We start from the raw sequence: 14024 nt of genomic DNA, 5'->3' as shown, positions 1-14024 counted from the left end.
TGGTTGGGATTTTTTATTTCCCTTGATATACACCCATAAATAAATAACTATCGGTTGCTTTTTCTTTTATCAGAAAGATAAAAGGTTGATTGAAATAATATTCTTCTTTCTCAGGTTGTAATGCAGAACGACTTATACTTACAGAGGTTACTGCGGCAGCTTCTGTTCCCCATTCATTAAATTCAATAATAGATTCATGCATCACTTTAGAAACATATAAATTTTCGCCTCCTTGCTTCACCATTTTAGTAAATCCCGCCTGACCTGGGAAAAAAATATGGTTTAACCCCACTCCTTTAAGTTCTGGAATGATATCTTTAGTATAAGTAATTTTCACCTTTGGCATTTTAAAGAACACCTCTTTTTCTTTCATCTTAGCTTCAAGAGCTGATATAGTATTTTTATTTATACTACTAGAAAGTAATTCATTCATAGAGAATACATTTGATGAAATCAACATCAATTCCATTTTATCATTTTCAAAAGGTAGCTTCAATACGTTTATGGTATCGTTCTTAAAACAAAATGCTTTTCTATTTAAATCCGAGAGATAATTAATATTTATTGTGGTACCATCCTCTAAGAAAAACTCCCCTTCTTTGGTATTTTTTTCCTGAAATTGATCTTTCCAAGCTGCTCTCATTAAAACCGTATTTATAAGTAGCATTTTATCATCTTTTTCTACTTTTGAGACCACTTCTTTAATTTTACCCTCCGTTTTATCATTCACATAATTATTTATTGTTGATTTTACCAATTCGGAGTTCTTGAATGAAATGGATTTAAAATAAAGCTGATAATAGTTGATCAACTCTTTTTTCACATTCGATTGCAAATGATAGGGCTTATCCATCCATAAGCCATTATTTATTGAAAATTCGTTATTAAAGCTATTTAATATTGATGTGATTTTCTGATGATTCTTTACCAAAGCTCCTTCAGAATCAACATCAAAGAAACGTAGGATTTCTTGTTGAGCATCCCCTTCCGTACATAATGATAGCATACCCAAAGCAGAATGAATACTGTAATTAGAAATTACATAACTTTTATCTTCTGTATGTATTGATTTTAATAACTCAAAATCAGATTGTGCATTAGCTTTTGATAAATGAATGGTAATACACAGTACGGTTAATAGAAAAAATTTGCTCATGCTAGTTGTATAAAATACCGAATGTTATATTTAAAACAATCGTTGTTATTTTTGTCAATTTAATCAAATATTATGGAGTAGTACAAAAATCTCTCTACTTTTGTTAAATAGTAAAATTATCACATACAATAATTTCCGAAAATGGAATTAACTAATTCAGAATATACCATTCAGGGCGTACCTGTAACACAGATTGTGGAACAATTTCAAACTCCAGTTTATGTTTATGATGCTGATAAGATCATCCAACAGATAAAAACTTTAAGAGATTCTTTTTCTGGTGTGAACTTACGTATTAAATACGCAATGAAATCTTTGTCTAACCTAAGTATCCTTAAGTTAGTAAAAGAATATGGTGTTGACTTAGATTGTGTATCAATTCAGGAAGTATTGCTAGGTGTTGAAGCTGGCTTCCCTAAAGAAAGAATATTATTTACACCCAATTCTGTTTCTTTTGACGAGATCAAAGAAGCAGTTAGTTTAGGTGTTGTTATCAATATAGATAATATTGCTGTTTTAGAACATTTCGGAGATGTCTACGGCAATACAGTCCCTTGTGCTATTCGTATTAATCCACACATTACAGCGGGCGGAAATGCTAAAATTCAAGTAGGACATATCGGTTCTAAGTTTGGAGTATCTATCTTCCAAATGTCACATGTAAAGAAAGTTGTTGAAAGTCACAATATCAATGTTGTTGGTTTACATATGCATTCAGGTTCTGACATTCTAGATTCTGAAGTATTCTTAATGGCAGCCAATGTGATGTTTGACTGTGCTAAAGATTTCCCGAATCTTCAATTTATTGATATGGGTTCAGGGTTTAAAGTAGCCTACAAAGAAGATGATATTGTAACCAACATTCCTGAGTTAGGGAAAAAAATGTCTGCAGCATTCAAAGAATTCTGTAAAAACTACGGACGTGATTTAGAGCTTTGGTTTGAGCCTGGTAAATACTTGGTTTCAGAATCAGGACATTTATTAACTAAAGTAAATGTTTTAAAGCACTCACCTGCTGCTGTATTCGCAGGAGTTGATTCAGGATTAAATCACCTTATTCGTCCAATGATGTATGATGCGTACCACCATATCATAAATGTATCAAATCCTTCTGCTCCTAAAAGAGTTTATGATGTTGTTGGTTACATTTGTGAAACAGATACATTTGGATACGATCGTAAAATCAGCGAAATCAAGGTAGGTGATATTCTGTCTATCCAAAATGCTGGTGCTTATTCTTACAGTATGGCTTCTAACTACAATTCACGTTTTAGACCTGCTGAAGTATTAGTATTTAATGGTCAACCTCATTTAATTAGAGAAAGAGAAACACTTCAAGATTTAATTAGAGGACAGGTAGATATATTCTCAGAAGTAGAAATCAAAACTTCTGAAGAGACAACTACTTCTGAAAAATAAAAAAGTAAACATCCCATATAGATTAAGGCTTACTTCGGTAGGCCTTTTTTTTATGACTATATTTAACCAAATTAAGAATTTAGTCAATAGAAAATTCTCGTATTAATCCATGGACAAAGACTTTAAATTGAGACTCAAAAGTCACTGTAAAGAAATAGTGATTCAAAAAATAAAATCTGCAGAAGAAGCAATGAATTCTGCTCAAAACTCTGCCAATGCCGAAACCCGAAGTACAGCTGGGGATAAGCATGATACAGCAAGAGCTATGGCTCATTTAGAAAAAGAAAAAATGGGTGAGCAACTTTCTCAAAACCTTCAGTTGTTAAGAGTCATGGAAGAACTCAAAGAATCTGAACTCACAAGTGTAGGACCAGGAAGTTTAGTTGTTACGAATGTTGGTTTATATTACTTATCTGTTAGTCTTGGTCAGGTTAAATTTGAAAATCAAGTAGTATTTGTTCTTTCTGCCCAATCTCCCATAGGTCGTTTATTTGTGGGTAAAACCAAAGAAGAGGAGATTACTTTTAATGGTAGAAAATTTATCATCAAAGAGGTCTTATAATTAACGTTTATTTTTTTCTTTTTTGAAAATCTGATATTCCATCAGTGATTACATTTATCAAACCGTAATTATTTATATCTTTGCTTGATTTTTTGTGAAGAAACACGAAAAACAAACGAAATAGAGAATTTTATTTTTTAGAATACAACATACAGTATGTCTGAATTTAATCATAATGATTTTGAGCCTAAGTGGCAAAAGTATTGGCAAGACAACAACATTTATAAAGTAGATGTTGATAAAAATAAGCCAAAGTTTTATGCATTGGATATGTTCCCTTACCCTTCTGGAGCTGGTCTTCACGTTGGTCACCCAATGGGATATATCGCATCTGATATCGTATCTCGATTTAAGAGATTAAAAGGATTCAATGTATTACATCCAATGGGATTTGACTCATTTGGTCTTCCTGCAGAACAATATGCGATCGAAACAGGTCAGCATCCTGCAATTACAACAGAGGCAAATATCAGTACTTTTAAAGGTCAGATGAATAAAATCGGTTTCAGCTTTGATTGGAATCGTGAAGTTCAGACTTCTTCGCCAGATTATTACCGTTGGACACAATGGATTTTCCAACAATTATTTAATTCTTGGTACGATAAAGACGCTAATAAGGCAAAAGATATTGCAGAGTTAATTGCTCACTTTGAAGCTAAAGGAACAGAAGGTATTCATGCTGAATGTGACGATAACTCTACTCCTTTCACAGCTGAAGAATGGAAAGCTTATTCAGAAAATGAAAAAGCACAAATCTTACTTCAATATCGTTTGACATTTTTATCTGAAGCAATGGTAAACTGGTGTCCTGCTTTGGGTACTGTTTTAGCCAACGACGAAGTAAAAGATGGTGTTTCTGAAAGAGGTGGACACCCTGTTGAGCGTAAAAAAATGAAACAATGGATGATGCGTATCACAGCTTACGCTGATCGTCTATTGAACAACTTAGAAGGACTAAACTGGTCGGATGCATTAAAAGAAATGCAACGTAACTGGATTGGTAAATCTATTGGTTGTGAAATCGATTTTAAAGTAGTTGATAAAGATATTACATTAACTGCTTTTACAACAAGAGTGGATACCACTTATGGTGTTACTTATGTAGTACTTGCTCCTGAGCATGAATTGATTCCTGAATTAACTACTGCAGAGCAAAAAGAAGCAGTTGATGCTTACGTTGAAACTGCAAAAAATAGATCAGAAAGAGAACGTCAATCAGATGTAAAAACTGTTTCTGGTGTGTTTACTGGTTCATATGTAACCAATCCTTTAACAGGAGAAAAAACTCCTCTTTGGATTGCTGATTATGTATTAGCTGGTTATGGAACAGGTGTAGTAATGGCCGTTCCTTCTTCAGATGATCGTGACTTCCGTTTTGCTAATCACTTCGGTTTACCTATCGTAAGAGTGATTGAAGGAACTGAAGACATGGAAGATCCTACTGAAGTCAAAAAAGGTAAAATGATCAACTCTGGTTTCTTGAATGGCTTAGAGTCAGACGAGGCAATCAAAGTAGCTATCGATAAATTAGTGTCTGCCGGACAAGGTAAGGCAAAAGTAAACTTCCGTATTCGTGACGCTGTATTCTCACGTCAACGTTATTGGGGTGAGCCAGTGCCTGTGTATTTTGACGAAAATGACACTCCTCAATTAGTTCCAGATTCTCAACTTCCTTTGGACTTACCAGAAGTAGAGAAATATTTACCAACTCCTGAAGGAGATCCTCCATTAGGAAATACTAAAGACTGGAAATTTGATGATAAGTTTGGTTACGAATTAACTACAATGCCAGGTTGGGCAGGGTCATCATGGTACTTCTTACGTTATATGGATCCTCAAAATAAAGAGGCTTTCGTATCAAAAGAAGCTGCTGAATATTGGAATCAAGTAGACCTTTATGTTGGTGGTACTGAACACGCTACTGGTCACTTATTATATTCTAGATTCTGGAACATGTTCCTATTTGATATGGGCTTCATCAGTCATGAGGAACCATTCAAAAGAATCGTGAACCAAGGTATGATTCAAGGTCGTTCTAACTTTGTTTACAGAGTAAAAGGAACCAACCAATTTGTATCTCATGGTTTGAAAAAAGACTATGAAGTTCAACCACTTTATGTGGATGTAAATATCGTTGAAAACGATGTTCTTGATACTGATAAGTTCAAAGAATGGCGTCAAGATTATGCCAATGCTGAGTTCATCTTAGAAGATGGCAAATACATCTGTGGTTCTGTTGTAGAAAAGATGTCAAAATCTAAATACAACGTTGTAAATCCAGATGTTGTGATTGAAAAATATGGTGCTGATACACTTCGTTTATACGAAATGTTCTTAGGACCGATTGAGCAATCTAAGCCATGGTCGATGCAAGGTATTGACGGCGTTTGGAAATTCCTTCGTAAGCTTTGGAGATTATTCTACAACGATGCTGGACAGCTAGTTGTTGTAGACGAAAAAGCTACTCCTGCTGATTTAAAGATTCTTCATAAAGCAATCAAAAAAGCAGGTGAAGACATGGAAAGCCTAAGCTTGAACACTACCGTTCCTGCATTTATGGTATGTGTAAACGAATTAGCTGCTGCTAAATGTTATAAGAAAGAAGTATTGGAGAAATTATTAATTATCCTATCTCCTTTTGCTCCTCATATTTCTGAAGAGTTATGGCATGCTGCACTAGGGCAAAAAGATTCAATTATTAATGCTGAATTCCCTGCTTTTGATGCATCATTATTAGTAGAGGCTTCTCATACATATCCTGTTTCTATCAATGGTAAAATGAGAGTAAAATTGGATTTACCAATTGATATTTCTCAAGAAGAAGCTAAAGAAGCAGTGTTTGCTAACGAAATTGTACAAAAATGGGTGGAAGATAAGCCTATTAAAAAGTTCATTTTCGTTCCAAAGAGAATTGTCAATGTAGTAGTTTAATCGCTACCAATTATATTGAAAACGGATGCATGTCAATGTATCCGTTTTTTTATGCCTTTTCTCTTAAAGGTATATCCAATTTAAATTGAATTAAATCTCTCTTTATCTCATGAAGCTCAATCATGGATTAATTATAAAAGTTGGCATAATAATTCTATGATTAGTATAGACTATAAACTTTAATATAACTTCTCTGAAGCAATGAAATACTACTATATTCTTTTTCTGACTACCCTTATTTTTAGTTGCTCAAGCAAAGAAAATATTATCACTTATGAAAATGCTATTAGTGATGATCTTAAATTAGTAATTAATAGTACCCTTTCTCACTCAGAAATTGAGATACCTACTACAAGAGAAGGCAATAGTTTAATTTATGATTTACCAAAAGATGCCTTCGTTACATTAAAAGATGGAGACATTGAAATCGAATTTTTTGCTCAACCTAAAGGAGAGATTATCATCAATAGAACCGAAGATAATTTATTTCAGTTTGAAGGACATTTAGCGAAATACAATCAATCTCTTTTTGATATGCAATCTGCTTTTGACCATTTTATTGAAAATAATCCTTTTAAAGAAATACCAAAAGACGCTATTGATAGTATTTCTATTGATTTACAAAAGCAATTATTAGGGTATGTAGGTAGTGATTTATCGCCTCATCAGAAAAAAACATTAGAGAGCATTATTACAATAGATCTTGCTTTTCTAAATATAAAACACGCCATTCAAGTTGGGTATGCAAGAGATGAAAGCTTTATTCTAAAAGATCAGTTCGCTATCGAAAACTTTGATTTAGATATTACTGAGGAACTTTATAGAGAAAACTTTAATTACCTATCTTATTATATCCCTGCTTATCTTAATGTGATTTATTTAAATGATGATATTTTCCAATTATCAGGAGAATACTATTTTGCGTTAAGAACTACAGAAATAGAAAAGTTAGATATTGATATAAGAATCAAACGTAAATTATTGGCTTCAAATATTAGTGAAGCCATTACAAACCAAGGCTTAACTGATAACAATGAAGCATCTCTGTATCAATATTTACACGATTACTCCAACTTTTCTCATAAGCACGAATTAGTTGATCTTCTTAAAAATAATTCTGGGATGAAAGACGGTAGTGTAGCTCCTTCTATTCATGCTTTTAATGCCGAAGGAGAGATTTTTGATCTTAAAAAACATCAAGGGAAATTAGTTTACATTGATGTATGGGCAACTTGGAATGAGAACTCTGATAAACAACAAAAACAGATTAAAAAGCTACGATCAAAATATAAAGACCAAAATATAGATTTCGTCTCTTTATCAGTAGATCGTGATCAACAAGATTGGAAAGAGTATATTGATTATTCAAAACAAGATGATGTCAATAATATTTGGACATCACAGGTAGATCAATTCTATTCTAATTATAAAGTATACACACTTCCAAGATATATTTTAATTGATCAAAATGGGAAACTAATTAATAGTTTTGCTCCTTCTCCAGACACAAAAGAATTTGAAGAATTGATTGCCGAAGTATTTTAAATTCGACATCAATTACTAAAATTTTAAAAAAGGATGCAAAAACATGCATCCTTTTTCTTTTTACCCCCTCATTAATAAGTAATAACAATCATAAACACTCAAAAACACGAAATAATTGTAATTTAATGTCATTAATTAAACAATCAATTATCAAGGTGAAAATGAAAAAGTTATTACTCGTTATTTCGAGTTTATTATTGATTTTTGGATGTACTCCATCTTCTAAGATTGATCAACAATATCAACAAGCATTAAACAATGCCTTAGCTAAAGCAGGATCTAATAGCAACGAATTACAAAAAGCAATTGATGCAATGCCTCAAGAACAAGTCAATGCGATGGCCTTTTTGATTGCATATATGCCAGAGAGAGATCTAAAAACATTATCTTCAGAATACCTTATCAATAATGTAAATCTAGCATACAAAGCAAGAAACGAATTTAAATGGGCTGCAGAAGTTCCTGATTCTGTATTCTATAATGATGTGATACCTTATGCTTTAATGAATGAAAGAAGAGATGATTGGAGACAAGATTTCTACAATCGTTTTGCCCCTATCGTTAAAGATTGTAAAACAATGGAAGAAGCAATTACAGTAATCAATGATACAATTATTGATGTTGTAAATGTGAAGTATTCGACGGAACGTGAAAAGCCAGATCAATCTCCATATGAATCAATTGATCAAGGATTAGCCTCTTGTTCTGGACTATCTGTATTATTAGCAGATGCATTCAGAAGTGTAGGTATCCCTACTAGATTAGCGGGAACACCCAACTGGACGACAAAGGAAGGTAATCATAACTGGAACGAAGTATGGCTGAATGGTCAATGGTACTTTACTGAATACTACCCTTCAGGATTAGACAAATCATGGTTCTTAGCAGATGCTGGTGTTGCAGATACAAAGGAAGCTAAAAATTGGATTTATGCTTCATCTTGGAAACCTGCAGAATATGCATTCCCTCTTGTTTGGGATTATGATATCAAATATGTTCACGCACACAATGTAACTGAAAGATATATTGATTTATGGAACAAAGAACAAGCAAACAATAAAGGTCAAGAAGGTAAAGTGGCTGTTCGTATAAAAATGTTCAAAAACAAAGCTTGTACGTTAATTAGTAACAATCGTGTAGAATCTGATGTTACTATATCAGCAGATAGAAAAATAATAGACAGCGGTAAAACTGCTGGTCCTTTAAAAGATATGAATGACATTCTTCAATTTTACTTAGAAAAAGGAAAAAGCTATCAGCTTACCTATTTCGATAGTAAAGGAGATCCAATCACAAAAACATTGGATTTAGGAGAAGAACCTATTGATCTTACACTTTATAAAGAAATTTAATCTTAAGAAAAGTACTTGATACATCAAGTACTTTTTTTTTTGTTCCAGAGTTAATGTCGATAAAAATAATTTTATGACACTTAAGTTTTTCTTAATTTCGAGGTTATGAAAAATGATCAGGCAGTTGAAAAAACTTTTGGACACAAATTAAGAGTAAGAGTTTGTGGTGTTCTAGTACAAGATGATAAAATCTTGATGGCTGTACACAAAGGAATTGGTCCAAATGGTATATTTTGGGCACCTCCAGGAGGTGGTCTCGAATATGGTGAGACTGTAGATGATGCTCTTAAAAGAGAATTTCTAGAAGAAACAGGTTTGAAGGTTGAATTAAAAAAGCACCTTTTCACTCATGAGTTTCATGATTTACCCCTACATGGCATCGAATTGTTTTTTCTCGTAGAAGCAGTTGGAGGCTCATTAAAATTAGGTTACGACCCTGAAATGGAAGAACAAATACTTGAAAAAATGGTATTTGTAGACTTTGATACTTTAGCAGAAAAACCTGTAGAAGAGAAACATCATTTATTCAGACATTGTAAATCGTTAAAAGAACTCATCAATATGCAAGGTTTTTACAGCAATTTAAGAGAAAATTTGTAAACTTGTAAGATAGAATAAATAGGGAACAATTCCTGTTCAATTTCTAAAGATAAAATGGCAAAAGTAAGTATTTTACATGGTCAATTACTAGATATCACTATCAGTAGATTGAGTCAGCAACTTATTGAAAATCATGGTGATTTTTCCAACACTGTAATTATTGGGTTGCAACAAGGTGGAATTATTCTTTCAGAAAGAATAAAACAGAAAATCAAAACAATGGAAAATATTGATGTCCCATGTGGTCAGTTAGATATTACCTTCCATAGAGATGATTTCCGTAGAAGAGAAAATATTCTTACTCCAAGTAAGACTGAAATCCCTTTTTTAATAGAAAATATGAAAGTGATTTTAGTAGATGATGTAATTTTTACTGGAAGATCTATTCGATCGGCTTTAGACGCAATGATGGCTTTTGGCCGACCTAGTAAAGTCGAACTTTTATGCCTCATTGATCGAAAATATAGTAGAGATTTACCTATTGAACCTTCTTATGTTGGAAAGGTAGTCAACTCTATTCAATCACAATATATCACTGCAGAGTGGAAAGAAGATGGTCATGAAGATGATAATTTATGGCTTATCAATCAATAGATATTAACGGCTTTCAATAGATTGCCGTTTTTTTTAGATTCAGACTGAAGAAAGAAAAAATATAGATAATGTTAAGTACGAAGCACCTACTGGGAATTAAAGACCTCACTAGAGAAGATTTGGAATTAATTTTCTCAACAGCTGATCAATTTAAAGAGGTTATCAATAGACCTATCAAAAAAGTACCCTCATTAAGAGATATCACCATTGCCAATATTTTCTTCGAAAACTCTACAAGAACAAAACTTTCATTTGAGTTAGCAGAAAAAAGACTTTCGGCAGATGTAATCAATTTTTCATCAAGTGGTAGTTCGGTAAAAAAAGGAGAAACACTATTAGATACCGTCAACAATATTCTATCTATGAAAGTAGATATTATTGTTATGAGACATTCTAGCCCTGGTGCTTCTCATTTCTTGGCCAATCATATCGACGCTACTATCTTAAATGCTGGTGATGGTACTCACGAACATCCTACTCAAGCTATCTTAGACACCTATTCCATTAGAGAAAGATTAGGTACAGTTGAAGGTAAAAAAGTAGTGATAGTTGGAGACATTCTTCATTCTAGAGTAGCATTATCTAACATCTTTGCCCTTCAAAAACTAGGTGCTGAAGTAATGGTTTGTGGTCCTCATACATTAATCCCTAAATATATAGATCAATTAGGTGTTAGAGTAGAGCATGATTTAAGAAAGGCATTAGAATGGTGTGATGTAGCCAATATGCTAAGGATTCAGATGGAAAGACAATTAGTTAAAAATTTCCCATCGGTAAGAGAATATTCTCAACACTTTGGTTTAAACAAAGAGTTACTAGAATCTTTAGATAAAGAGATTGTTGTAATGCACCCCGGTCCTATCAACAGAGGTGTTGAAATCACTTCTGATGTGGCTGATTGTGAAAATGCAATTATACTTGATCAGGTAGAAAATGGTGTAGCTACAAGAATGGCAGCACTTTATTTATTGGCAGGTAAACAAAACTAGTCATCATAAATCGACTATAAAAAATAGTAAAAGGACATCTTAGGGTGTCCTTTTATCATTTCACACATAAATTTATGCTTTTCGTAAATAACACTTTTAAAAAATTGAATTTATACTTAATTTGATTTTATAAATAACTTATTATGTATCACTACTTTAACCCATTGCCCCTGCTTTAGATCTATTCATTATTATAAAAGTATCTATGTTGATCAGTATTTACCCCAATTTTCTTTACCTCTGACAACATAATAATCATCTCATAATGCCATACCCGAGTTCCAAAATAAAATATTATTGTGGTATTTTGGATGCTAATGAATCAAATCAAAAAAGTTTGATGGATTGTATCAAGAGAGTTCCCTTTCTTGAGTTAAAAGAAGTGCATGCTTCTCCTTTAGAGGCAGATGCTTCAAGCCATTTTCATTTACTTGATGTGATTTTCATTAATGCCCATTTACCCTATATAAAAGGATTAGATTGGATTGCATCTAAATCTACATGTCCTGCATTTATTTTATTATCTGACGATATAAAAGATGCAGCTCCTGCATTTGATAATGATGCCCTAGATTTTTTATCTTCTATGGAATTCAACCGTTTTTACAAAGCGGCTCTAAAAATCAAAAAAGTAAAAAGTCAATCCAATAACGCTCTCCAAGCTGAAAGCATTTTTATAAAATCAGATAATCGTATTAATAAAGTTTTCTTTGATGATATTTTATATGTTGAAGCGCAAAATAATTATATCAACATTATCACAAAGAAGAAGAAATACACCTCTCTGATGAAATTAAAAGATGCTGAAAAGGTTCTTCCTAAAGATCTTTTTATACGGATTCAGAAATCATTTATCGTCAATATCAATTGTGTTCAAGCTATTGAGGGAAATGCTGTTGTTATCAACGATTCCTTATTCAATATAAGTAGACCACTTAAAAAGCAAGTTATTGCATCAATTACCCAAGGAAGCCTGGTATAAAACATAATTAACTATTAATAATTTATGAGAACTATTGTAAAACGAGTAGGATTACTCCTCTTGTCTCTATGCCTTTATTCCTGTGATTTATTTTTGGATGAACCTCCTCCTGGTTTTTATCAAGGACCCATTCAAAACCAGAAAGGTCAAGTGTCTAATAATGTCAATACCAATCAATCCAACAGTAATAAATATATTATTTTACTTCAACCTGATGAAGGTAAGTGTGATAACACAAATATATTTCAATTAAGGGTGATAGATGTTTATCAAGTAACTAAAGTAAATGTGCCTATCACTACTACAGGCAAAGAAGTTACTTATCAAATGCTTGAAGATTTTCCGAATGGGATTTATCAATTTAATTGTACCATCAAGAAACAGATAAAATCATTAGTTCTCAAAAACTGATTGTATCGGGTGATAACAATCAAGTTGTTCATCTAACATTACGATATGATAGTTGTATTACTAGTAGCAAAGTATAATTACATCCTATTTCTTTTTACCCTTTGAATCAAGCACTTCACCAAATTTTTAAGATATAAATCTTTAAGATTATTGAATTTTATGAAGTGTATTAAAACGAATATTTACTCTATAAAAATCTTTTTTATGAATACTCAATTAAAACTATTAGCTGGTCTTTTATTATCAATGACTATTTTCTCTTGTGCATCTGACGATGCAGGTAACGGTGGTATTTCTCCAATTAGCCTAAATGTCAATGATGATAATCAAGTGCAACCTGCAGATCAAAGTACTCCAAATGCTAACTTAGATGTTTCTATTAAGTTAGAAGATAGTGATTGTTCTCCTTCAGAGGAAATTGTAGTTTCTTTAATAGATGCAAAAACTGATGCTATTATTGAAACTAAAACTGTTACTCTTAACTATGTAGAATATGAGTACAGAACTTACTTAAATTCTGAAAGTGGTACTTTTAAATTACAAATCAAAAACAGTGATACTCAAAGTATTATTAAGAGCACTTCATTCTATTTCGAAAAGGATGCAGAAATAGACAATGAAGTAGTTTATGTATCTTCTTGTAGTGCACAATAATTACTTCGAGGAGGTAAATTATACTCTTTAATATAAACCTCTTTTATACTCCTATATAAAAAGACTTTGGTGTAAACATGAAATAAAGCCTATTTAAATAAGCGAAAAGTTTACACCAACGTTTTTAATACTTGTTATTTTAAAGCTTTTTTTAGCTACCTAATTTCTTTCTTTTCTTAACCCAATATGACTTATGAAAACTATTAACCTCATTTTATCTACCCTATTATTATCTTCTTTATTTTTTTCTTGTGCGAGTGATAACAATGATCAAGGTGGAATCACCCCTATCAATTTATCCGGTCAAAGTAATGTATCTCTTAATGATGATGAAGAAAAAGGTATTCTTTCATTACACATTAATTCAAACAATGATCTTGGATCATGTACTCCAGTGGAAACACTACAAGTCAAAATATATGATAGCGACAACAATTTAATTCAAGAAGGTACTGTAGGAAGAATTGCCTCCCACACTTTATATTATAACTTTAAAATAACTAAAGATTTAAGCGTAGGCGATTATAATGCAATCTACAGTTCTAATAATTTAAGTAGTAACCTATCATTTTTATTCATTGTGACTGATGATGATTTACAAGATCAATATCAGAAAACTCTATATACAGATGCATGTAATTTAAATTCTTCATTAGATAGATTTGAATAAAATCATTTATCTTAGTTTTTAAGATTTTAAACTTTTCTACTAAGAAAATTGCACAGAAGAAAGAAAATTAATAAACATGAACTTAAAAAAAACGCATTTAACTTCAATTTTCATTTATACATTAGTTTTCTTTCTTCTGTATTTATATAACGATTACTT

Annotated in this window: 13 protein-coding genes; 12 read left to right on the top strand and 1 reads right to left on the bottom strand. The window is 32.1% G+C overall.

All coding sequences use genetic code 11. From position 1 onward, the window contains the following. Positions 1-13 precede the first annotated feature (13 nt). Entirely contained in the window at positions 14-1156 is a 1143-nt protein-coding gene (locus NH26_RS02075) for a serpin family protein (RefSeq protein ID WP_044223721.1), read from the bottom strand. Positions 1157-1297: 141 nt separating this feature from the next. Between NH26_RS02075 and lysA the strand changes: the two genes are divergently transcribed. From lysA to NH26_RS02015, 12 genes are all read left to right on the top strand, one after another. Then, positions 1298-2575, top strand: coding sequence for a diaminopimelate decarboxylase (lysA, locus tag NH26_RS02070; protein ID WP_044223719.1), 1278 nt, complete (start codon positions 1298-1300; stop codon positions 2573-2575). 109 nt (positions 2576-2684) lie between these two features. Continuing rightward, positions 2685-3137 carry a hypothetical protein gene (locus NH26_RS02065; protein ID WP_044223717.1) on the top strand — a complete coding sequence of 151 codons (453 nt, stop codon included), beginning with the start codon at positions 2685-2687 and terminating at the stop codon, positions 3135-3137. Positions 3138-3293: 156 nt separating this feature from the next. Further along, a complete protein-coding gene (gene leuS / locus NH26_RS02060; RefSeq protein WP_044223714.1) occupies positions 3294-6068 on the top strand; it encodes a leucine--tRNA ligase in 2775 nt (924 codons plus the stop codon). A gap of 201 nt (positions 6069-6269) precedes the next feature. Further along, a complete protein-coding gene (locus tag NH26_RS02055) occupies positions 6270-7613 on the top strand; it encodes a TlpA family protein disulfide reductase (protein WP_044223712.1) in 1344 nt (447 codons plus the stop codon). Positions 7614-7774: 161 nt separating this feature from the next. Then, the gene (locus NH26_RS02050; RefSeq protein ID WP_044223960.1) at positions 7775-8965 is read left to right on the top strand and encodes a transglutaminase-like domain-containing protein; all 1191 of its coding nucleotides are present in this window, start codon (positions 7775-7777) and stop codon (positions 8963-8965) included. A gap of 105 nt (positions 8966-9070) precedes the next feature. After that, positions 9071-9565, top strand: a complete 495-nt coding sequence (locus NH26_RS02045) for an NUDIX domain-containing protein (protein ID WP_044223710.1) — start codon at positions 9071-9073, stop codon at positions 9563-9565. Positions 9566-9619: 54 nt separating this feature from the next. Further along, positions 9620-10159, top strand: coding sequence for a bifunctional pyr operon transcriptional regulator/uracil phosphoribosyltransferase PyrR (gene pyrR, locus NH26_RS02040; RefSeq protein ID WP_044223708.1), 540 nt, complete (start codon positions 9620-9622; stop codon positions 10157-10159). A 68-nt stretch (positions 10160-10227) separates the two neighbouring features. After that, entirely contained in the window at positions 10228-11148 is a 921-nt protein-coding gene (locus NH26_RS02035; RefSeq protein WP_044223706.1) for an aspartate carbamoyltransferase catalytic subunit, read from the top strand. A 340-nt stretch (positions 11149-11488) separates the two neighbouring features. Then, a complete protein-coding gene (locus tag NH26_RS02030; protein WP_158021865.1) occupies positions 11489-12130 on the top strand; it encodes a LytR/AlgR family response regulator transcription factor in 642 nt (213 codons plus the stop codon). A gap of 24 nt (positions 12131-12154) precedes the next feature. Then, positions 12155-12541: a hypothetical protein gene (locus tag NH26_RS02025; RefSeq protein WP_139262808.1), complete on the top strand. Its 387-nt coding sequence runs from the start codon at positions 12155-12157 to the stop codon at positions 12539-12541. A 204-nt stretch (positions 12542-12745) separates the two neighbouring features. Further along, positions 12746-13195, top strand: coding sequence for a hypothetical protein (locus tag NH26_RS02020; protein WP_044223701.1), 450 nt, complete (start codon positions 12746-12748; stop codon positions 13193-13195). A gap of 193 nt (positions 13196-13388) precedes the next feature. Further along, the gene (locus tag NH26_RS02015; protein ID WP_044223699.1) at positions 13389-13865 is read left to right on the top strand and encodes a hypothetical protein; all 477 of its coding nucleotides are present in this window, start codon (positions 13389-13391) and stop codon (positions 13863-13865) included. Positions 13866-14024: the final 159 nt, after the last annotated feature.

This window comes from Flammeovirga pacifica (assembly GCF_000807855.2).
GTDB lineage: Bacteria > Bacteroidota > Bacteroidia > Cytophagales > Flammeovirgaceae > Flammeovirga > Flammeovirga pacifica.
Note: the sequence above shows the minus strand (reverse complement) of the source record. Positions and strands in the feature narration are given on the sequence as shown.

What these genes read in the sequence shown, in the direction of transcription:
- NH26_RS02075 (WP_044223721.1), bottom strand. Translation starts at nt 1,156, where the DNA reads ATGAGCAAATTTTTTCTATTAACCGTACTGTGTATTACCATTCATTTA.
- lysA (WP_044223719.1), top strand. Translation starts at nt 1,298, where the DNA reads ATGGAATTAACTAATTCAGAATATACCATTCAGGGCGTACCTGTAACA.
- NH26_RS02065 (WP_044223717.1), top strand. Translation starts at nt 2,685, where the DNA reads ATGGACAAAGACTTTAAATTGAGACTCAAAAGTCACTGTAAAGAAATA.
- leuS (WP_044223714.1), top strand. Translation starts at nt 3,294, where the DNA reads ATGTCTGAATTTAATCATAATGATTTTGAGCCTAAGTGGCAAAAGTAT.
- NH26_RS02055 (WP_044223712.1), top strand. Translation starts at nt 6,270, where the DNA reads ATGAAATACTACTATATTCTTTTTCTGACTACCCTTATTTTTAGTTGC.
- NH26_RS02050 (WP_044223960.1), top strand. Translation starts at nt 7,775, where the DNA reads ATGAAAAAGTTATTACTCGTTATTTCGAGTTTATTATTGATTTTTGGA.
- NH26_RS02045 (WP_044223710.1), top strand. Translation starts at nt 9,071, where the DNA reads ATGAAAAATGATCAGGCAGTTGAAAAAACTTTTGGACACAAATTAAGA.
- pyrR (WP_044223708.1), top strand. Translation starts at nt 9,620, where the DNA reads ATGGCAAAAGTAAGTATTTTACATGGTCAATTACTAGATATCACTATC.
- NH26_RS02035 (WP_044223706.1), top strand. Translation starts at nt 10,228, where the DNA reads ATGTTAAGTACGAAGCACCTACTGGGAATTAAAGACCTCACTAGAGAA.
- NH26_RS02030 (WP_158021865.1), top strand. Translation starts at nt 11,489, where the DNA reads ATGGATTGTATCAAGAGAGTTCCCTTTCTTGAGTTAAAAGAAGTGCAT.
- NH26_RS02025 (WP_139262808.1), top strand. Translation starts at nt 12,155, where the DNA reads ATGAGAACTATTGTAAAACGAGTAGGATTACTCCTCTTGTCTCTATGC.
- NH26_RS02020 (WP_044223701.1), top strand. Translation starts at nt 12,746, where the DNA reads ATGAATACTCAATTAAAACTATTAGCTGGTCTTTTATTATCAATGACT.
- NH26_RS02015 (WP_044223699.1), top strand. Translation starts at nt 13,389, where the DNA reads ATGAAAACTATTAACCTCATTTTATCTACCCTATTATTATCTTCTTTA.